Origin of the sequence: Collibacillus ludicampi, from assembly GCF_023705585.1 — a bacterium.
GTDB classification, from domain to species: Bacteria; Bacillota; Bacilli; order Tumebacillales; family BOQE01; genus Collibacillus; species Collibacillus ludicampi.
In genome coordinates this window covers 1,153,098-1,173,701 of sequence record NZ_BOQE01000001.1, presented here as the reverse complement: position 1 = coordinate 1,173,701, position 20,604 = coordinate 1,153,098, and the positions used below count along the sequence as shown (strand labels likewise).

The window sequence follows — 20,604 nt, the reverse complement described above, 5'->3', positions numbered from 1 at the left end:
ATCATAGAAAGTATTTTGTAAAAATACATGATTTTTCTCCTGGTATCACTTGATTGAAGAATATAATTTTGAGAGATCACTGAAATCCGGGGGGGATCATCTATGGAAAAAAAGTATATTCTGGCTCTTGACCAGGGAACCACCAGTTCGCGCGCGATTTTGTTTGACAAAACCGGCCAAATGGTAGGCGTTGCTCAAAAAGAGTTCACCCAAATCTATCCGAAACCCGGTTGGGTGGAACATGATCCTATGGAAATTTGGGGCACGCAAAGCGGTGTGGCCAGAGAGGTGCTGGAAACCAAGGGTATCCGGCCACAGGAAGTGGCGGCGATCGGGATTACCAATCAGCGGGAAACCACGGTGGCTTGGGATAAGAATACGGGAAAACCGATATATCATGCGATCGTTTGGCAAGACCGAAGAACAGCCGGTATTTGCGACGAATTAAGGGAAAAAGGTTTGGAATCGTACATTCGTGAAAACACGGGTCTTGTGGTAGACGCTTACTTCTCGGGAACCAAGGTGAAATGGATTCTGGACAACGTGAAAGGCGCAAGGGAGAAAGCGGCCAGAGGCGACTTGCTGTTTGGAACCATCGACACGTGGCTGATCTGGAACCTCACCCGCGGCAAAGTTCACGTAACGGATTATTCCAACGCTTCCAGAACGATGTTATACAACATCAAGGAATTGAAATGGGATGAAAAGCTGCTGGATGAACTCGGCATTCCTGCTTCCATGCTTCCGGAAGTCCGCCCCTCGAGCGAAATCTACGGCGTTACCGATCGGGAAACGTTCGGAGGTGCCGAAATTCCAATCGCCGGGGTGGCAGGCGATCAGCAAGCGGCTTTGTTTGGACAGACCTGTTTTGAGCCCGGCACGGCGAAGAACACGTACGGAACAGGCTGCTTCATGTTAATGAACACCGGAGAGAAAGCGGTTTCTTCCGAGTCGGGACTGTTGACCACGATCGCTTGGGGATTGGACGGAAAAGTGGAATATGCTTTGGAAGGAAGTATCTTTATTGCAGGGGCAGCCGTCCAATGGCTGCGGGACGGGTTGAAACTGATTGATTCCGCGCCCGATTCGGAATACTACGCCGGCAAAGTAAAAGACACCGAGGGTGTTTACGTGGTTCCAGCCTTCGCAGGACTGGGTGCGCCTTATTGGGATATGTACGCCCGCGGCGCGATTTTTGGGCTCACTCGTGGTACCCGCAAGGAACATATCATTCGAGCAACCTTGGACTCCCTGGCTTACCAAACGAAAGACGTTTTGGGCGCCATGGAAAATGATTCCGGAATCAGGCTGCGGGCATTGCGGGTGGATGGAGGAGCCGTGACGAACAACCTGTTGATGCAATTTCAAGCGGACATTTTGGGAGTCCCTGTGGAGCGTCCGGCGGTAACCGAAACCACAGCATTGGGGGCCGCTTACCTGGCAGGATTGGCCGTCGGGTTCTGGTCGAAAGAAGAAATCGCCAACAATTTTCGCTTACAAGCGGTATTTCAGCCGAATATGGACGAGGAAACCAGGGCAAAACTTTACAAAGGATGGAAGAAAGCGGTTAAAAGAACTTTGAATTGGGAAAAAGACGAAGAGTAGAAATTCGAAAGCAAATGGGATATAATTGTGATGGAACAATAACATAGTGTAACGGTCTGAGATTTGGAGACGACCACAACACAGGCTACTATTCAAATTCCAAGAATAGATTGCCTTTGTTGTGGTCTTTTTTTTACTTCGAATGGGAGAGGACTGGATATGAAAAGAGAGAGGCAGCTTTCAACGAAGAACCGAAGGCAGTATCTTGAAGACATGGCGAACGAGCCATTGGATGTCATCATCATCGGTGGAGGAATTACCGGTGCGGGCATTGCTTTGGATGCGGCTTCCCGCGGATTGCATGTGGGATTGGTGGAAAAACAGGATTTTGGAGCGGGAACGAGCAGCCGCTCGACCAAACTGATTCATGGCGGGCTTCGCTATTTGAAGCAGGGGGAAGTCAACCTGGTCAAAGAAGTGGGGAGGGAACGGGATACTTTGTACCGGAACGCTCCCCACATCGTGATTCCGGAAAAAATGCTGCTCCCGTTGGTCGCCAACGGTACGTATGGGAGATTGGCAACATCCATCGGTCTGTGGATCTATGACCGGTTGGCCGGGGTCGCCCAAGAAGAACGAAGAGTCATGCTCTCCAAGCGTCATACGGAGGAACTTGAGCCTCTGCTGCGAAAAGATATATTGAAAGGGAGCGGGCTTTACATCGAGTATCGTACCGATGATGCGCGGCTGACGATTGAAGTGATCAAGACGGCCGCTTCCTATGGGGCTCTTTGTGTGAACTATACGGAAGCCACCCGATTTCTGTACAAAGATCAGAAAGTGATCGGGGTACAAGTGCGAGATGTTTTGACGGGAGAAAAGTATGAAATCTTTGCGAAGAAAGTTGTCAACGCCGCCGGGCCTTGGGTGGATCAAGTAAGGGAAAAAGACAAGTCGTTATACGGAAAACGTCTCCATTTGACAAAAGGTGTACATCTTGTTGTCCCGCGTCACAGGCTTCCCCTGCGCCAGTCCGTTTATTTTGATGTGCCGGACGGACGTATGATCTTTGCCATTCCGCGTGATCGGGCGACTTATATAGGCACGACGGACACCGATTATCACGGAAATCTGGAAACCCCCCGCGTCACCAAAGATGATGTGGCCTATCTTTTGGAAGCGGTGAATCATATGTTCCCGTCGGTACGTCTGAAAGAGGAAGATATCACTTCCAGTTGGGCGGGCCTGCGTCCCCTGATCCATGAAGACGGTAAGTTGCCGTCCGAACTGTCGCGGAAAGATGAGATTTTTCATTCTCCATCGGGATTGATTACGATTGCCGGCGGAAAACTGACCGGATTCCGCAAGATGGCGGAACGAGTGGTGGATCTGGTCGTTCAGGAATTAAAGACGGAAGAAGGGAGAGAGTTTCACGAGTGTACGACTGACAAGATCGTGTTGGCAGGGGGCGATTTCTCTCACCCGGAGCAAATTCCTGCGTTCGTGAGAATCATCCACGCGAAAGCCGGTGCTCAAATGGGCATCAGTGAAGAACAAGTCCTTGTTCTGGTCGGCAGGTTCGGGACGAATGCAGCGAAAATCATGGAGAAAGCGCTCGAACTTCGTGCGGCCCATCCAGAGAAAGATCCTTCCCTGCTGCTCATGTGTGCGGAACTCTCGTACTGCATCGAAGAAGAAATGGCAGTGAATTTAAACGACTTTTTGATCCGACGGACGGGAAGGTTGTTCTTTGAACGTGAAACGCTGGAACCGGTTTATCGGATTCTGCTGGAGGAAATGGCAAAACTTCTTGAATGGAACGAAGAACAAAAGCTTTCCTTCCTGGAGCAGTTTGAAGAAGAATACAGAAATGCGGTACAATTCGTATAGAATCTGCAGAACAATTGCACAGAAAACGATAAAGAGGTGACCGAGCCTCATGAAGCCATATACGGTGATTCCTGCAGTCAGGGGGTTTAAGGAGTTGGAGAAAGCCGCCTCCGCCCCCTCGGACACAATTTTTCTGCTGGAAGGCGAGATCATCCACCTGCGCCCTCTCGTAGAGATTGTCAAGCGGCTAAATAAAAAGATTTTTCTCCATTTGGATTTGATCAAGGGAATCAAAGAGGACGAGGCGTCCATTCACTATCTGGCCAAAGACATTAAGATCGACGGGATTATCAGCACGAGAACTTCAAGTCTCCTGCATGCCAAAAAGTTCGGATTGACGACCGTTCAGCGCGGGTTCATGATTGATTCGCATTCCGTGAAGACGATCTTGAAAACAGCGGAGCACGGAAAACCGGATTTCATTGAACTGCTTCCTTCCTATTCCTACCCGAAGATTGCCGAAATCAAGGAGAGTACGGGAGCGAATATCATCTTGGGAGGATTTATCGAACGGGAAGAAGACTTGGAAACATTCTTTGAAGCCGGGGCCCTTGCGGTTTCGACGAGCAAAACACATTTGTGGGAGTATGAGAGCCGGTTGTCGCGAAGTATATCAAATCTATGATCTGCCATTACAACCAAAACCCCTATTGAAAACCAAGTATCGACAAGGATCGGCGGTGCTTGCATGGTAACCCGCGCAATTTTCTTGTTGAAATGGTTCATGCACCACCAAGAATATGAGAAAGCGAATACGAACCATGTGGTATTTGGAAGAAAATCATGATCATCAAGTCTGTATAAACTTCACCCAGCCTGCCGTTAAGGCGGGATTTCGAGAATAGAAATAGATCCTTCGGTACTTTGTCTACATGCTGAACAAGCCTGGCGGTCAGCCAGGCTTGTTTTAACGAGTGTCCATGATGCCTTACAATCGAGCATCCCTTACATTCAGGAGAATTTCATCCATTGTATACCGATATGGATTTATTTCGTATACTAAGGGGCCCGTAAATCCCTCAGCTTTTAGGTAATCACATAAACCTGCTGTAATATTACTTCCGTCACCAGGGAGCAAATGTAGATCTGCTGCTCGATCGTTATCCGAAAAATGAACGGACATAAGACGATCTCCCAGTTTTTTTAGGGTATCTATTGGATCTTCTTCCATGATGGCCAAATGACCAATGTCCAGACAAGCTCCGAGATTACAATCAGTGAGCAGTTCAGTCCATTCTTTAACAGTCGAAGCAAAGTTATGGGTATAATTTAGCTTGTCCGGTATGAGATTCTCAAGTAATAATTGAACTCCAGCCTTGCTTGCAATATCAACTAATACATGTAAACGTTCCTTTACTTTAAATAGCGCTTCATGTCGGTCTTCATACGCCCATGCGTATCCGGCGTGTAGAACCGCGTGTTCTGCTCTATGGTCGGCTAAACGTTGAATCCATTCCGAAAGAACTTCAAGAGTGCGCTCCGCAACAACAGGATCAAAAGTTGCCAGATTCAAATCATGAAACGGTAAATGCATTCCCGTCTTGAGTCCGCATCGATTTGCCAACCTCAGGTATTCATCCGCTTTCAGATGCTCAGCCCAAATTTCTACTCCCTGAACACCGGCCTCTTTAATTTTCAATAAATCAGTTTCCGTAAGATTAGGACCTATTGACCATAGACTAAGCCACAATTCCATTTAGGTAGTCTCCTATCTATTTAACAAAATTTCATTTTTTTTAAAGTGCGATTCCTTCTCATCGTTCAAATCTTCTAAATTGCGTCCTTTGGTTTCCGGGGCCAACCAAATGGAGAAGATTAGCCCGATGAGACCTGCAAGTGTAAAAAGCCAAAGCGCGGGACCAATTCCCCAGGAAGTCACTAAATTAGGGAAAACCAAGATTCCAAGAATAGCGCCAACTCGGCTAAGGGCTGTTGCAAATCCGGATGCACTGGCTCTTATACTTGTGGGGAACAACTCTGTCGGATATACAAAATTGAGAATCCCGGGTCCCATGGTGGCAAATAAGACCGCTAAACTAAAGAGAATAACCAAAAAATTCATCGTTGGATGTGGATTTACAGCCAATATAGCTAAGGCACCTGTTAGACCTGAGAAAGCGAGAATCATAAGTGGTCGACGTCCCCACACTTCTACTAAGTAGGATCCGAGTACCGCGCCGCAAACCCCGAGTATACTTATGATAGCGGACCCAATATTCGCGCTGGTTTGAGAACCATGTGTGAATGCTTTTAAAATCGTCGGGGTATACATAGTTATCCCGTAATAGGCTACAGCGTAAGTAAACCAGAAGCCGCAAACAAAAAGTGTACGGCGCCACAGTTTACCAGAAAAGATGTCAATCAAACCATGTTTCTCATGAGTCTCATTTGCCAAAACAACCTGTTGATCTGTCAGTCGCTTCAGAATTTCTTCTGCCTCTTTAATTCGTCCTTTCGATGCCAACCATCTGGGTGATTCCGGAATTGTGGATCGGAGAAAAAAGACGACGAGCGCAAAGATAGCACCTAAAAGTAGCATATACCGCCATGCATTTGCCCCAAACGGCATAAAAAGAATGCCAACGACGTATGCAGCAACTGCACCGACAAACCAGATTGCCGCTAATGACGTTCCCTGGCGCCCACGTCGCTCGGATGAGCTAAATTCAGCGACAAGAGTAGCGGATATGGGGTAATCAGCCCCGATACCAAGTCCCAGAAGGAATCTGAATATGATGAGTTGCCAAACGTTCTGAGCAAAGGCCGTTAAAGCTGCGAAAATGACAAATGAAAGTAGATCGATTACATACATCGCTTTTCTTCCAAATGTATCGGTTAAATTCCCAAAAACTAAAGAACCAATTAACACACCGATTACGGCAGAAGAAGCTACCAGACCTGAAAGAGCTGGGCTTATGTGCCATTGTTTCACAAGGAAAGGCAACGTGACTGCTATAACAGTCAGATCATAGCCATCAAGAAATGTACCTGCAGCCGACAAAAGAGTAACTCGTCTTTGGAAGCGTTTCAGATGTGCAGAGTCTAGATGTTGAAAGCTCATATCTTCAACTCCTTTCGGATTCTATCATTGTTTCTTGAACAGATATCTGGAATTACTCCTTTTCAAACTCAGCTCATTTGAGGAATTGACCGAACATCCGTTAGCATACTTGGATTTTTTTCAGTGATGAGAAAGTTGACCAAATCTTGAAACTTGTAAAACTCGTATGTGACAGCTTGTTCAGCCAATCCGCTTTCCTCGTACCTCAAAAGAGCACAATCTACTCCTGCATTCTCGGCTGCCATGACGTCAAATATCGTGTCGCCAACCATCAAGCAACGGTCAGGTGTAGAACCTAACAGCGATATCGCTTTTAGAATCGGTTCCGCGCTCGGTTTTCCATGTTGAACATCATCGATGCAGACGATCACATCAAAGGCATCTGAAAGTCCGAAATGGTTTAACCCTCGCATGACTAAGCGGCGTTCCTTGTTTGTTACAATTGCTAATTGATACTTTTCACGTAACAGTGCAATACCCTCAATCACAAATGGATAAGGTCGAACCAAACGGTCATGATTTTTCTCGACTTGTGCCATGTAGTAAGCAAGCAGCTCGTCTGCTTGTGCTTCAAGCCCGACAAAGGATACAAATTCAGAAAAAGGTTCTCCAAACCTTGCATTTATATCCTCATAACTTAGGCGTTCGGGTAGAAACTTGCAAGCTGTTTCATAAGTCGCCTGAATGACCGATTTTCGGCTATCAAGCAATGTGCCGTCCAGATCAAAAAGAATTGAATGATACCTCGTCATCTGTTAGATAGGCCCTCCATAATTTTGGTTTCCTGCTGAAACAGCGAAGGCACCGTTTGCAGTCTGCATTGGATTTCGTATTTTCAACAATCAATCTTTAATGGACAGAATATGTGTATAATTATTTCTTCGCTTTCATATCTGGCACGAAGCCGGGAACTGTTACGATCGCATCTGGTTTCGTATCATACAGGAGGCAAATCCATTTTCCAAAGCATAAACACGCCGATATTTACGGTGAGAAAATCCCGCTCAACTTATGTTCAAGTACACTAAAGCGGCCTTCTTGTTCGCAGTCAGTCGAGCATATCATTCCTTCAATAAATTGTGCTCCCTCCTTATGAGACAATTAAACCTATAGCAAGATCTTAAGGACAAAAATAGGTGCCTTACAGATGTATCTCGCTATAGGTTTCTCCAAATCTCCAACCAAGAAACTTGTATTCACTTCTCACTTAGAATGATACTTTTCTTTCTTGAATACAAAATAAAAACAAGGTTAAGTATAAGTAAAATGATATAGAAATGATTTCAATAATTATGATGATTTAGTTATTCTTAGTAGCCAGTATAGAAGTTTCTAAGGAGAGCATATTGGTGATCAGGTTTCTATCGATGAAGTAGGCATGGCGGTAGAGAACGGCCAATTATAGTGTACTTTCCACCCATATTGCTGCCAGGGGACGACCGGAAAAACGCAAGTAACCAATCTGCACAGCGAATCCTAATCGGTTAGCTGCTCCTCACTGCTGATCGACTACTTTTAATTCTTCATCCGATAACCGGTACTAGCGGGTTAATTCCCGATCTCCCATCTCTTTTGGAATTTCATATATATGAGCGTTTTGCAAAATTAGTTTTCTGCCGTTAGGCAAAAAGAAAGACATCATGCTCTTAATCAAAAACCTATATTTTCCAGAAAAAATTGTTTATACGAATCCAATACCGTTTTTAAGCTACATTTTTGTATGCGTTTGCTTTGGTCATGGCTAAGGCGGAAGCCAATAGAACGATTGCGTTAATATACATGTGAGATTTTACTTTGCGGATCCCTTTCACATGAAGATCATTTGCCGTAAGATACTCTTTTAATCGAGAATGACAACGTTCTACACTCGTACGCTTCTTGTATAATTCCTGCCACGGTTTTGTGTTTCTATGTCTCTTGAGACTCAAGTTTCATCCAATCTTCAAAGGAAAACAGAGTTTGTTGTAGAATATACAAGTGACTTTACCTCCTGTGGAAAGAATTGAGTTTGGTCACTTGAACTTTCTACAAATTGGGGTAAAGTCCTTTTTTCTTTTGTTTTATGCCTTACGGCATAAGGGATAGGAATAATGCAAAAGGCTCATATATAAAAAAAGCCGAGCACTCAACCCGACGTTAATAATCATCTAATATGAGAGAACATATTTTTTACTCTACGACTGCCCACGCAAAGCGCACATGTTTACTCGCATAATAACGATCCGTTCGACTCTGAAAATAGCGTTCTTGGATATCGGATGGGCTTAAGTTCTCGTGAAGACGGAGCCCTAAACGTTCCAGTTCAAAAGCCAGTGTTGACGGGTCAAAGGTCGTTTTCATCGGCTCGCCTATCTTTCGTAAATTCTCCTGCATCTCTTTCATATGTGGAGTAGCTTCTTCCGGTACAAAGTAATCGAAGATAACCGCACTGCCCACGGGGGCAATATCGGTAATGGAACGCAGCGTTGCGAACACTTCGTTTCGAGTTAAGTACATGGTGACCCCTAGCCAACTAAAAAAACTTTTAGTCTGAAAGTCATACGAAGTTCCCTTGAGTGCATCAGCCAAACTCTCCTTTGTGAAATCAACAGGTACAAAGTGAAGATTTGATGGGATTTCCCATTCTAATTCAGCCAGTCGATTACGTTTGAAGGCTTGTGTGGCCGGGTGGTCAACTTCAAATACCTGAACCTGACTAAGGAGATCCGGTCGGCGAAAAGCAAAGGTATCCATCCCAGCCCCGAGTATCACATACTGCTCCACCCCTTTTTTTACAGCCTGATCAAGGTTATCTTCCGTATATCTTGAACGGCTAAGGACATGAGGTAACCCCATGGCTTGCAATAAAGACGGCAAGGCATTTGTCGCCTGGTCGGAGTCTGCCAAGCTACTTTCAGGAACATGAATTTGGAGAGCCCTAGAAAATCCTTGTTCAATGAGTGCACGTCTTTCTTCTGGTATCAAACGATAGGCTAGAAAGTCATCAAAAATTTTTGGGGTATCATTCATGGCATGGTAGGCACGTAAGTAGGCGGTCATTATTGCAGTAAGACTGACTTGGTTTTCTTTCATTTGAATATCCTCCTTTTAGAGCCTATCTCCTTAGGCACCGAGAGATAGCATCTAAAAAGAAGTATACCAAACCTAACCATTGTGTCAATCATTAAAATTTAATAATACCACAATAATAAAATTTTGTCAAGCATTTATTTCGAGTAGCTGCCGAGAAGATGCCCCATGGTGAATTCTTAGAGATTAAAGGCGCTGCTCATGCTGGTCTCTTTGCAAAGGCTGACGAGGTCAACAATGCTTGAGACGACATTCTCGGAAGTATGATAGAAAAGCGGGGATTTCCCCGCTTTTTTAGTCAGACTTTGAAACGTTGCATGAGGCTTTGCAATTCTTCCACCATTTTTTCCAAGTTTGCTGCAGAGGAACCGATTTCCTCCATAGAAGCCAATTGTTCTTCCGTGATTGCCGCAACATTTTGCGAATGTGCCGCCGTTTCTTGCGATACGCGTGCCATCTCTTCTACGGAAGCGGCTACTTGTTGCGTTCCGGCCGACAATTGTTGAGCGGTTGCAGCAACCTCTTGGATTTGTCCGGCGATTCGGTTCATTGATTCGAAAATACGTACGAATTTCTGTTCCGTTTCTTGTGCCACGGAAAGGCCCGATTCCACTTCTTTTTTCACTTGTCCCATGTATTCCACTGTAGATTTCGTGTCTTTCTGCGTTTCTTCAATCAAATAGGTGATCTGTTTTGTCGATTCAGCCGTTCGTTCGGCAAGTTTTCTCACTTCATCCGCGACAACGGCAAATCCGCGGCCTGATTCTCCAGCTCTTGCCGCCTCTATCGCCGCATTGAGTGCAAGCAAACTGGTTTGGTCAGCGATATTTGTAATCAACTCGACGATTTTTTCGATCGCATGCGCACGCTCCACCAGGTGCAAGATCGATTCTTCTGAACGTTTGACAGAGTCGCTGATCGCATTCATCTGCTTAACCGTATTTTGAACAAAACGGTTGCCTTCTTCCGCCTGTTGCATCGTCTCAGAAGCCACCTCAGAAACGATGGATGAACTTTCAGCGATGCGACTGATACCCGCGGCCATTTCCTCCATCGCTTTTGCGCTCTCTTCGGCACCTCGCGTCTGGTTCTCCGTACCGCTGGCTACCTCTTGAATCGCCATAGCCACCTGTTCCGTTGCCTTGCTCGTTTGTTCGGCGCTCGCTCTCAACTCGATAGAAGAAGCCGCCACATGGTCAGCGGTTTCCTGCACCTGATTAATAATTGTGCGTAGAGATTCACTCATGTGATTAAAGGCCATGGCCAGTTTGTCAAACTCATGATTCGCCCTCACTTGTATCGTTTCTGTGAGGTCACCTTGACTGATTCTCTCCGCCGCATCGTTCAATTCTTTGAAGCGGCCTGAGATGGAGCGAATGATCAGCCAGACAATGACTGCGCCTGCAAATAAGGAAAGAACGATAACAAGCATTGTCGTGTGAAAGATGGATGAAGCGGCTGCGTCAATTTCATCCGCCTTCCATGTGGCGGCAATTTTCCACCCTGTCGTTTTGTTGCTAACAAAATCAATGTACTTGCTCTGACCATCATATAAATAATCGAAGACACCGGAATCCCGTTTGGACATCATATCCGATTCATAGCCTTTCGCTTCGGTACCCGGCTTCATCGCAGGATGGACAATCACCTTACTCGTCTTATCCAATAGAAATACATATCCGTTTTTTCCGATTTTTACCTGACTCACGACATCTGATAAATATTGCAGGTTCAAATTAAGCGCGACAACCCCGGATCCGTCTTGCAACGTTTTCGCGATGGTCACAGTCATTTGGCCGGTGCTGGCAGTCGAAAAAGGTTCTGTGATGATGATATTCCCCTTATGGTTCATGGCCATCTGATACCAAGGCCGATTGCGGGGATCATATCCAGAAGGAAGGGAGAGTTTCGGGGATTGAATAAATTCTCCGGTAGTTGTTCCCACGTAGATTGAAAGTAGATCCGGATGGAGTTTGGCATAGGCATCCAGTTGTTCTTTCACGGGCAGATGATCTTTACTGTTGAGATCTTCCTGATTCACCCTCTGTGAAAAGTAATCAATATCGCGCATTTTGGCTTGGATAGCCTCATTGATCGTTTGGTTGATGAGCTTAACGTTCTCGTCAGCAGCTTGTTGAATCTCGACAGCGACTTTGGTTTTCGCCGTCTGATAGGAGACCCAACCAATGATCATACTGGGAATGATCAGAATGATCGCGAATGACAGGATCAATCTCTTTTTTACATCGAATGAAAACAAACCCTTAACCCCTTTTCTCAAAAATGTTACCTCCTTGATCCATAATTAATTATGTAATTGATAGACAATATAATGATATAAAATATATGTTAAGAGAAAATAAAGTCTTAGAATAGCAAATAAACTAAATAAATTTTTGGATTATAGTGATTCCTGTCTATTTCTCTTGAAATCATGAGTGTTTTACAAAATTAGATTCTTCTCGTTAGGAAAAAGAAAGACGTCATGTACCGCTATATTATCTGATTATTTATAAAATAGTAAAATATTATTGCCTACCCGAAACCCTTTATTTTTCCTCTATCTCTCAGATAGGGGATTTCATTTTCTAAGCATGCGGGAATTGCACCGGTTCACTAGAAAAATTGGGGCGTCCTAGTCATTCTGAATCATTGGGATTCACGATAGCGAAGTGTAAATGATCTTCCCACTTCCCGTTAATCTTCACGTTCTTCTTGGAAAGCCCCTCCTTATGGAATCCTGCCTTTTCCAAAACTCGAATCGACCCGATGTTATGTGGCATGACCCCTGCTTCGATTCTGTGCAACTTGAGAACCTCGAAGGCATGGTCAACGATCAGGCGCACAGCTTCAGTAGTATAGCCATGTCCGTTGTGCGATTGATCTACATAATAGCCTAGCCAACATGTCTGTAAAGGACCACGTACTACTTCAGTTAACTCAATGATGCCAATCAGTTCATCAGTACCGACGAGGAAAATGCCGAACGTGTATTGCTCGTCTCTTTCCATCTTCGCCAAGCTGGTTTGGATTCGATTTAACTGATATTCCTCCATATAGAACTCCTCGGTCCGTTCTGGGGTATACTGTTGCCAAAATTCTCGGTTTCTACGGTGCATCTCTGCCAACGCCCCCACATCTGTGGCCTCTAAAAATCGCAAATAGATTTTGTGTCCCACCAATTTCATCTTACCTCATCCCTTCTTTCACATAAAAACACCACAGGAATCCTGTGGTGATGGCCCTCTTCTTCATACCTAAGCATGCTCCCAGTCAAAAGGGCAATCGTACCCAACCTTCAAAAGGTATGTCGAGATTAGCAGCAACCATACCTGTGTCTCGCAGCTCAGTTCTCGATGTGTTCTCGGCTTCTATTTGAAGTACACAATGTCGTTCATATCAAATTGTTTTTCCGTCAATCCTTGTTTACCACATTCACGGGTTTTCCCTCCAAAAACGCTTGTATATTGTTCACGGCAATTTCCAGTAACCTCTGTCTTGCTTCTTTTGATGCCCAGGCGATATGAGGCGTAATCAAGCAATTTTTTGCCGTCAGCAACGGATTATCGTTTCCAGGCGGTTCCTTGGACAAGACATCCAACGCTGCTCCCGCAATCACGCCATGATTCAGCGCGTCGGCAAGATCCGCGTCGACGACGAGACCCCCGCGTGCCGTATTGATGAGAAAAGACGTAGGCTTCATCAGTCTCAAGCTTTCCTTATTGATAAGACCTTTCGTCTCTTGGGTAAGAGGGCAGTGCAGTGAGATTACATCAGAGATGCGTAAGAGCTCCTGTAGATCGACCCATTGAAACGATTGTCCCTTCAAATCAACAAAAGGGTGATGTTTGTTAGCCGATCGCCGATTCGCTACGACATTCATACCCATGGCCAAAGCAATGCGAGCCACTTGCTCACCGATATGGCCATAACCGATAATCCCCATCGTTTTGCCTGCCAACTCAATGAGAGGGGCTTTCCAGAAACACCAGTCCGGATTTCTTGCCCACTCTCCGCTTTTTACCGCATCACTGTGTAACTGAACTTTGTTACATAACTCCAAAAGCAAGGCGAATACCATCTGGGCTACTGATTTTGTTCCATACTCTGGAACGTTCGTGACAACGATCTGTTTGCGGGAGGCCGCTTGTATATCCACGATATCGTAACCGGTAGCCAGTACGCCGATATAACGAAGGTCTGGCAGTTTTGCGAGAGTCTCCGCTTTCAAAGGCGTTTTGTTGGTGAGCACGATTTCGGCGCCGCTTGCACGCTCAATGATCCGTTCTTCGGGCGTACGCTCGTAGATCGTTGCGTCCCCAAGCTCCTCCAATGAATGCCAACTTAAATCTCCTGGATTTAATGTATAACCGTCCAACACGACTATCTTCATACGCTTCCCCACCTCGTAACGCAATGAATCAGACGAATAAGTAATTATTCTATGAAGCTTCGAGGATTCCTATACCCTATCATTTTTCTTTCATCTTCCATCATTTGATATACTTCGACCATGCCTATATGTTACACTTTTGTTAGAAAAGTCACCCAATTTTGTGTATGGCGCTTTCTCATACCCCCATACCGCAACCGGCGCCATCAGAAGAAGAAAAGTTTCTTGGTAGAGAAGAAATGTTTAAGACTGCCAAAAGCTACAGGGTGACTTTTGGGTGGATGGTATCGCTTTGCAGCGCAGAGGTGAGTGGAAGGTCGTTCCGCTTCCTTTAAACCGTTAATAGGCATATGCTTTGCGTGAGACAGCGATTTCGAAGATCGTCTCGCTTCCTTTGGACGTAAAAGGGTATATGCATTGCGCGTAATAGCGACTTTGAAGGTCGTCTCGCAACATTTGATTATGATTCCATGCGAGACGACCTTCACGGAGCATGAGCGCAATGCATATACCTGCTGAAACGACCTCCACAGAGCATGAACGCGAAGCATATGACCTCTGGACCTTCATCGAACCCAAGCGAAAAGCGATACATCCACCTAAGCACTAGTTTTCATTGTAGGATCACATTTTTTGCGAGGTGAAGAGATCAATGCGGGGACGAAACAGGAAATGGGCCGCCGTCACATTGGCCATGACGCTTGTGTTTGCATCACCAACACTGGCGGGGGCGGACTCTGCACAAACGTCTGTTTTGACACAAGACCAGGCGATGAAAAAGGTGCAACAAATTCTCTCGATATCAGATGATTACAAACTCGAGTCCGTGCAAAGCGATGATCATTTCGGAATGCCGGGGGTCAACAATTCGGTTTGGATTTTCACCTGGGCGAAAAACAATTTTGCCGATCATGCAAGCATTCACGCGATTGTGAACGCGAAGACAGGCGATATCGTCTCGCTAAACATGTGGGGAGACTCATCCAATGGCGAAACGAAGGTAACGCGCGATGATGCGAGAGCAAAGGCCAAAGCGTGGATACAAAAACTCGAACCGGACAAGGCTGCTCTTGTACAAGAAATATCCACGGATCAAGAAGCTGTCAACATGCCATACGTGAAAGGAATGAGCGGGTATTCGTTCCGTTTTGTGCGTACGGTCAATGGGATTCCCTTCCCGATGGACGGTTTTACGATAACAATCGATGGGCAAGGTAATCTCGTCAATTATAATTTCACATGGTCTCTCTCGGATGATCAATTTCCGAAAGCCGAATCCGTGATCGATAAGGAAAAAGCGGCCACTTTGTATTCCGCTCAACTGCCGCTGCAGTTACAGTATGAAAGCGTCATCCAACCGGGGACGTCAGCCCCCGAGATGCATCTAATATACACCAGTCAAGTGAACCAGCTGCCTTTCTTCGGCGCGGGTGGCTTTCCAATCATGGATGCCCATACCGGAAAAATGATCACACAGTCGGGAGAAGAACTCCAACCCAGCCAACCGACGGTTCCTCTGGCGGACAAGGCGGAACCAGCTCCTGCAAACGGCAATGTCGATCAAGAAACAGCCTTGAAACTGGCCAAAGGGTATGCGTCGATGATCGATTCCTCCTATACATTACAAAACGCTTCTTTCACCACATGGCAAAACAATCAGATCAAAGTCTGGCGCTTCTCCTGGATGAAAGGAGGAGATCCCAAAAACGGGACGATCGAAATCGCGGTCGATGCGAACACTGGAGAATTGCGCGATTTATTCACTCCGGGTTCTCCGATTGATGAGAAGCAGACGCCGAAACTGAGCAGGGAAGAAGCGCGCGAGAAAGCGATCGCTTTTGTGAAACAAGCGGCGCCGACCCAACTCCATTCATTTGCTCTCTTGAATCAAGAACCGGCATTTACGGACATTAAAGGAATGAACGGTTACAATTTCCATTTTGGCCATCTGGTCAACGGGATCCTGTCGGACGATCAAACGATCGACCTCACTGTCGATGGCCAAACTGGCAAAGTCGTACAATATCATTCCATGAACCGACTTCCGGAAAATCAATCGGTTCCCTATCCGGATCCGAAGCAAGCGATGTCTGTGGAAGCGGCGAAAGCGAAGATCTTGGAAAAGTTCCCACTGCAACTCCAATATGTACGTCTGATGGAGAAAAACAGCGAGTCCGGGAACGGTCCGAAATGGGGAAATGTTCTTCTGGTTTACGCACCGGCAGCCGCAGATCCTGCATCTCGCTTGGATGCGATTTCCGGGGAATGGTTGACTCCTTGGGGCCAACCGGCCGATAACCGGAAAGTAAGCGATATCAAGGGACATTGGGCAGAGAAGGAACTGCAGGAAATGGTCAACAGGGGCGTATTTAAGCTGGATGGCGACAAGGTGCACCCGGATGCGGTTGTAACCCGTGGAGAAGCGGTGCGCGCGTTCGTTCTGGGGCTTTCGTTCCCCCGTTATGCCGTGGCCAAATCCTCTTATCAAGACGTCTTGCCGACAGACCCGAACTACGAATTTATCGAATCGGCCGTAATGATGGGATGGCTCCCCAAAAATCTGCAAGAGTTTCACCCGAATGAGCCCATCCTGCGCGAAGAATTGGCGGATTTGGCAACCCATGCTCTCGGATACGGAGAACTTTCCGCGAAGAAAGAGATCTTTGTCAAACCGTTTGAAGATCTCACCCCGCAAGATGATCCATACCTGGGGAGTATCGCGATTGTCAAAGCACTGGGGCTGATGTCGGGAGATGGCGTGCATTTTCATCCGGTTGAGAAAGTCACACGCGCTCAAATCGCATATGTCGTGTCACAGATGCAACAGCATTTGAAAAACAGTCATCCGCCTTATTACGCAGGTTTGAAGTGACATAAAAACGAGGCCCTGCAAAGAACGGCAGAGCCTCGTTTGTTTCGCTATTTTCTCTTCGCCTCTTCCTTCAACTGATTTTTCAGTTCCGGAGGCATTTCCACTTTCAAGTTGTCATCATTCAGGCTGAAAAATTGAATGGACGCATTGGTTACGAATGTGCCTACATCATCGACGCCGCTGACGGATTCCATTTCGATTTTCATCAAGTAATGCGTTTTTGCGTCAATATAAAACGTATACAGCGTGGGGACCGATTTTCCTTCGGGAACAGGGAATCCCGCCAAAGGCACGGCATCTGCTTCCAATTGGTACACATGTGTGTTCGAACTGATCAGAATCTGATCCTTTAAGCGATAGACGGTCGGCGGATTCATCTTCGTCAGGCGCTCCAACGATGCCCAGATGTCAGGCAGTTTGACGCGCGAGCTCGGGCGCCACGCTCCGTCTTCGCGGTAATAGGATGAATGTTGGTCTTGAAAAATATAGTACGAACGGCCGTCGACCGACTGTGACATGACGATCTGATCGGGCAAGATGACATTGCCGTAGATGGAAGAGAGATGGGTACGTCCGCGTTCACGCACGTAGAGATTGCCGTTCATTCCGAACTTGGTGACCGTTTGGTTTTTGTTGATTGCTTCCAGGATCGCGGACCATCCGTTCGGATCCACGTGTTTTTCTTCCGTTTGGGACGGCGCCTCTTGTGCATTGGGGGCGGTATAGTGGATACCGCATCCGCTCACGCCGAGCGATAAAACCGCAAAGAACATGACAAGAAGCATTAGCGGTCGGATTCTACGCATGTCGGCCTTTCCCCCTTTGCACCCATTGATAACCGTAACCTGCCAGCACCAACAGCCCATACAACCCAACAAGTACAGGCACGACAGGATAGGGTAGAGACTTCAAGACGAAAAATTGTTGTGTACCGTACAGTTGTGTCACCCACAGATCTGCAGAAATCGGGTGCGGGAAGACGATATTCTCCTTATACATCCGCCATACACGGTTCAATTGACCGTTGTCGTACGTATAAGCCGTAAGATATCGGGTGTTCACATCGCGGATCAGACTCGGGTCATTCGCGATGATCACAGGTTTCTTCAGATTCGGGTCATGGCTTACAAATTCAAAGCGGAACGAATCTTTCTCTTTCGCCAGGCCGCTTTGCCATAACGTTTCCCATGTGTGGTCAGGTTTCAATTTCAAGATTTTCGCCGGCGTGGTATTGATCAGAAGTTCGTCCAGGCCATCTCCGTCGATATCGGCGATGATCAGATCGCTCGTTAAAGGTTCTACCCATGTTCCTTTCCACGTGGCGAGCGCTGGTCCATCCGGATGGCTGGCATCCACAAGTTTCAATTCGTTCGCTCCTTCGATCACCAGTTGCGTGCCGGTACCCGGTAGAAACTTGCCTTGGCCGATGATTGTCGCACCCGGAATCTCCACGTTTGTATGCAGGCCAAACCTATCATTCCAGTTGTTGCGGCTCTCTTTCACCGAGCGAGCGGCCCGTTCATCCATGGCGACAGTGATGGATAACGGATCAAAGAAACTGGTAAGCACCTGTTTGGGATCATCGACAGGCGTAAAATGCTGCTTGACCACACCGTTTTCCACGCTCCAACTGGATGAATAGTAAGGGAAGCCTGCCAGCCCGAGCGAAGAAAAAGGCAGGGAAGCGACTTCCGCTTGCGTGGCGGGTTCCTTTTTGTACCCTGTATCCGGAGTGAACTGTAAGACGTCGACATTTTCCAGTTGTTTCTTGATGCGTGCGGCAACCGCATTCGGATCGACGGGCTTCTTGCCGAACAAGCGGCTGAACCAATCGCGGAGTGTGGAGGAAGCATTCGACCCTTTTTTGACTTGTTCCAGTTGTTGTTCGTCTTCTTGCAACGTATCCTGTTCGTCCGTTTTAGGCAGGTCGCCTAATGAATAGATCGCGTTCCCCTTGTTGACGAGCGGATATAGGGGAAACAGCGGGCGTGCATCCAACTGATCGCTTTTCGCCGCGATCCCGAACTTGCTGTAGAAAGGCATGCTTCCCAAAGGGATGAGCGCCAGCAGGACGGCTACCGATACGAGCAGGGTCAATGTGTATGTCCAGCGAATTTTCGCGTATCGAGAAGCAATCCACCCCAGAATCGCAAACATCACCGGAAATTCGACGAACCGCCATGCCAGCGAGTCGGAGTAGATGCTGTTGACTCCATAACAAAGAAGCAGGATCAGCAAAGTCAACAAGGAAAAGGTACGTCTCCATGCTTTCGGAATGGCGAACCAGCTGATGACTGCTCCCGCGCCGATCATGAGAAACCCGATATAGGAGAGATCCAACGCGAGAGGGATGACGACCAAATCATAGAAGGTCACAAGGAAGACGGCATAGAGCACAAGCAGAACGATCGGAAGGATGCTCGATCGTCTCGATGATGGGATCCCATTCGCTTTCATTCCTTGCTTTCCTCCTTTCCTGAAGCGCGCGTCATAATCACGATCAAGGTGACGAATAGCCAGAACATGAAGTTCATGGCAGGCACTTCAAAGACATTTTCCACCGCGCATTGCACCAAAACGGCGAGGCAGCCGGTGAACATCCCTAGCAAGAGCGGCCAGTCCTGGTGAACGCGCAAAGGTTTAAAAATCCTTGTATACAAGTTGCGCATCACCGTGACAAACAGAGTGAGCATAGTGCTCAGACCGACGATCCCCATTTCCCCCAAAGTCTTGGCATAATAGTTGTCGGAATAGGGAGCGTTGAAGTTTCTTGCGGCGACTGCTCCCCCGAAATGGCCGAGTCCTGCGCCGAACAGCGGGTTGTGCCGAATGATGTCATATGCGAGCAACCAACGGAAAATCCGTCCGTCTTTGGCGCTTTTCATCCAATAAAGCGGTGTAAACAGTTCAAACACGCGCTTGTGAATAGCCGGGACGAACAATGCAGCCACACCCGCTACCAGGATGAGAATGAGCAGTCTCTTGTCAAACAAGACAGCCATGATGACAAGCGCGGCAAAGAGTGCCATCCAAGCGCCGCGCGTATATGTGAACACGAGAGCGGCTAACGTCGCGGCGGCGATCAACGCAAAGAACAATCGTTCTTTCCGTGAACGTGCGGCCCATGCCATGCCTGCCGCCGTCGGGAACATCAGGATCAGGTAACTGCCCATAATATTGGGGCTGCCAAAAACAGAGTATACGCGGGTGCGCACAGTTTCCCCCGCATCCACCCAGTTGCTTGGGATCGGCGCTTTCACAATGAACTGGTAAATCCCGTGCAAGCTGATCAATAATGCTGCCACGAGACTCCAACGCACGAGCGTTTTGGCGAATTTCTCATCTATAAAATAGGGAAGGACAAACACGTAAAAAGCGTACCAGTATACCGCACGGAATCCTTCAAAATCGACAGCGAAACTTGAAAGGTCGATCGCCAGATAAGCGACTCCAAGGAGAATGAAGGCGATCAATACACGGTGGTACGGCAACTGTTCGATCCGCTCCCCCAGCAGATAGCGTCTCAAAGCCAGAGCAGCGAGGACAATCAGGATCAGCTTGTCCCATACGGAACCGAGGACTCCCACGATCGGTATCTTTCGTAACGCGAAGTCAACGAGCGGGAACCAGGTCAGTGCGATGATGCCCCAGTTCTTATATGTGTCTATTTTCACAAAAAATTCCCCTCCTCCCTGACAAATACCCCGTCGATTATATCATAGCCAAAGTTGATTATGATATAATGTTCGCGAAATACTGTTGAAAAGAGGGAGC

14 protein-coding genes and 2 pseudogenes are annotated in these 20,604 nt (G+C 47.0%); 4 read left to right on the top strand and 12 right to left on the bottom strand.

What is annotated here, in order from left to right; translation table 11 throughout:
* Window positions 1-102: 102 nt before the first annotated feature.
* The 3 genes from glpK (at window position 103) to DNHGIG_RS05875 (ending at window position 4,060) form a co-directional block, all read left to right on the top strand.
* The gene (gene glpK, locus DNHGIG_RS05885) at window positions 103-1,605 is read left to right on the top strand and encodes a glycerol kinase GlpK (protein ID WP_282198794.1); all 1,503 of its coding nucleotides are present in this window, start codon (window positions 103-105) and stop codon (window positions 1,603-1,605) included.
* 159 nt (window positions 1,606-1,764) lie between these two features.
* Window positions 1,765-3,435, top strand: coding sequence for a glycerol-3-phosphate dehydrogenase/oxidase (locus tag DNHGIG_RS05880; RefSeq protein WP_282198793.1), 1,671 nt, complete (start codon window positions 1,765-1,767; stop codon window positions 3,433-3,435).
* 49 nt (window positions 3,436-3,484) lie between these two features.
* On the top strand, window positions 3,485-4,060 hold the full coding sequence (locus DNHGIG_RS05875) for a glycerol-3-phosphate responsive antiterminator (protein WP_282198792.1): 576 nt from the start codon (window positions 3,485-3,487) through the stop codon (window positions 4,058-4,060).
* A gap of 303 nt (window positions 4,061-4,363) precedes the next feature.
* Here the strand turns inward: DNHGIG_RS05875 and DNHGIG_RS05870 are convergent, their stop codons facing one another.
* The 9 genes and pseudogenes from DNHGIG_RS05870 to DNHGIG_RS05835 form a co-directional block, all read right to left on the bottom strand.
* Window positions 4,364-5,131 carry a sugar phosphate isomerase/epimerase family protein gene (locus DNHGIG_RS05870; RefSeq protein ID WP_282198791.1) on the bottom strand — a complete coding sequence of 256 codons (768 nt, stop codon included), beginning with the start codon at window positions 5,129-5,131 and terminating at the stop codon, window positions 4,364-4,366.
* A gap of 12 nt (window positions 5,132-5,143) precedes the next feature.
* On the bottom strand, window positions 5,144-6,496 hold the full coding sequence (locus DNHGIG_RS05865) for an MFS transporter (protein ID WP_282198790.1): 1,353 nt from the start codon (window positions 6,494-6,496) through the stop codon (window positions 5,144-5,146).
* A 68-nt stretch (window positions 6,497-6,564) separates the two neighbouring features.
* A complete protein-coding gene (locus DNHGIG_RS05860) occupies window positions 6,565-7,248 on the bottom strand; it encodes an HAD family hydrolase (RefSeq protein ID WP_282198789.1) in 684 nt (227 codons plus the stop codon).
* Between the two features lie 671 nt (window positions 7,249-7,919).
* Window positions 7,920-8,135, bottom strand: a pseudogene (locus DNHGIG_RS21170) (DUF4158 domain-containing protein); the annotation flags it as partial.
* Between the two features lie 64 nt (window positions 8,136-8,199).
* Window positions 8,200-8,409, bottom strand: a pseudogene (locus DNHGIG_RS05855) (transposase); the annotation flags it as partial.
* 256 nt (window positions 8,410-8,665) lie between these two features.
* Entirely contained in the window at window positions 8,666-9,568 is a 903-nt protein-coding gene (locus tag DNHGIG_RS05850; protein ID WP_282198788.1) for a class I SAM-dependent methyltransferase, read from the bottom strand.
* A 295-nt stretch (window positions 9,569-9,863) separates the two neighbouring features.
* On the bottom strand, window positions 9,864-11,846 hold the full coding sequence (locus tag DNHGIG_RS05845; protein WP_282198787.1) for a methyl-accepting chemotaxis protein: 1,983 nt from the start codon (window positions 11,844-11,846) through the stop codon (window positions 9,864-9,866).
* Window positions 11,847-12,204: 358 nt separating this feature from the next.
* Window positions 12,205-12,753 carry a GNAT family N-acetyltransferase gene (locus tag DNHGIG_RS05840; RefSeq protein WP_282198786.1) on the bottom strand — a complete coding sequence of 183 codons (549 nt, stop codon included), beginning with the start codon at window positions 12,751-12,753 and terminating at the stop codon, window positions 12,205-12,207.
* A 227-nt stretch (window positions 12,754-12,980) separates the two neighbouring features.
* A complete protein-coding gene (locus tag DNHGIG_RS05835; RefSeq protein ID WP_282198785.1) occupies window positions 12,981-13,958 on the bottom strand; it encodes a D-2-hydroxyacid dehydrogenase in 978 nt (325 codons plus the stop codon).
* A gap of 652 nt (window positions 13,959-14,610) precedes the next feature.
* Between DNHGIG_RS05835 and DNHGIG_RS05830 the strand changes: the two genes are divergently transcribed.
* Entirely contained in the window at window positions 14,611-16,830 is a 2,220-nt protein-coding gene (locus tag DNHGIG_RS05830) for a YcdB/YcdC domain-containing protein (protein WP_282198784.1), read from the top strand.
* Between the two features lie 47 nt (window positions 16,831-16,877).
* On the opposite strand, the gene DNHGIG_RS05825 is transcribed toward DNHGIG_RS05830, so the two are convergent.
* The 3 genes from DNHGIG_RS05825 to DNHGIG_RS05815 are packed head-to-tail and all read right to left on the bottom strand — an operon-like array spanning window position 16,878 to window position 20,504.
* Complete coding sequence (locus DNHGIG_RS05825; protein ID WP_282198783.1) at window positions 16,878-17,636, bottom strand: hypothetical protein; 759 nt, start codon at window positions 17,634-17,636, stop codon at window positions 16,878-16,880.
* Complete coding sequence (locus DNHGIG_RS05820; protein WP_282198782.1) at window positions 17,629-19,287, bottom strand: hypothetical protein; 1,659 nt, start codon at window positions 19,285-19,287, stop codon at window positions 17,629-17,631. The genes DNHGIG_RS05825 and DNHGIG_RS05820 overlap by 8 nt, the downstream gene beginning before the upstream one ends.
* On the bottom strand, window positions 19,284-20,504 hold the full coding sequence (locus DNHGIG_RS05815; RefSeq protein ID WP_282198781.1) for an O-antigen ligase family protein: 1,221 nt from the start codon (window positions 20,502-20,504) through the stop codon (window positions 19,284-19,286). Before DNHGIG_RS05815 ends, DNHGIG_RS05820 begins: the two co-directional genes overlap by 4 nt.
* Window positions 20,505-20,604 lie beyond the last annotated feature (100 nt).

Coding starts and splice junctions, on each gene's coding strand:
- DNHGIG_RS05880 (WP_282198793.1), top strand. CDS start 1,765: ATGAAAAGAGAGAGGCAGCTTTCAACGAAGAACCGAAGGCAGTATCTT.
- DNHGIG_RS05840 (WP_282198786.1), bottom strand. CDS start 12,753: ATGAAATTGGTGGGACACAAAATCTATTTGCGATTTTTAGAGGCCACA.
- DNHGIG_RS05875 (WP_282198792.1), top strand. CDS start 3,485: ATGAAGCCATATACGGTGATTCCTGCAGTCAGGGGGTTTAAGGAGTTG.
- DNHGIG_RS05835 (WP_282198785.1), bottom strand. CDS start 13,958: ATGAAGATAGTCGTGTTGGACGGTTATACATTAAATCCAGGAGATTTA.
- DNHGIG_RS05820 (WP_282198782.1), bottom strand. CDS start 19,287: ATGAAAGCGAATGGGATCCCATCATCGAGACGATCGAGCATCCTTCCG.
- DNHGIG_RS05850 (WP_282198788.1), bottom strand. CDS start 9,568: ATGAAAGAAAACCAAGTCAGTCTTACTGCAATAATGACCGCCTACTTA.
- DNHGIG_RS05870 (WP_282198791.1), bottom strand. CDS start 5,131: ATGGAATTGTGGCTTAGTCTATGGTCAATAGGTCCTAATCTTACGGAA.
- glpK (WP_282198794.1), top strand. CDS start 103: ATGGAAAAAAAGTATATTCTGGCTCTTGACCAGGGAACCACCAGTTCG.
- DNHGIG_RS05860 (WP_282198789.1), bottom strand. CDS start 7,248: ATGACGAGGTATCATTCAATTCTTTTTGATCTGGACGGCACATTGCTT.
- DNHGIG_RS05825 (WP_282198783.1), bottom strand. CDS start 17,636: ATGCGTAGAATCCGACCGCTAATGCTTCTTGTCATGTTCTTTGCGGTT.
- DNHGIG_RS05830 (WP_282198784.1), top strand. CDS start 14,611: ATGCGGGGACGAAACAGGAAATGGGCCGCCGTCACATTGGCCATGACG.
- DNHGIG_RS05865 (WP_282198790.1), bottom strand. CDS start 6,496: ATGAGCTTTCAACATCTAGACTCTGCACATCTGAAACGCTTCCAAAGA.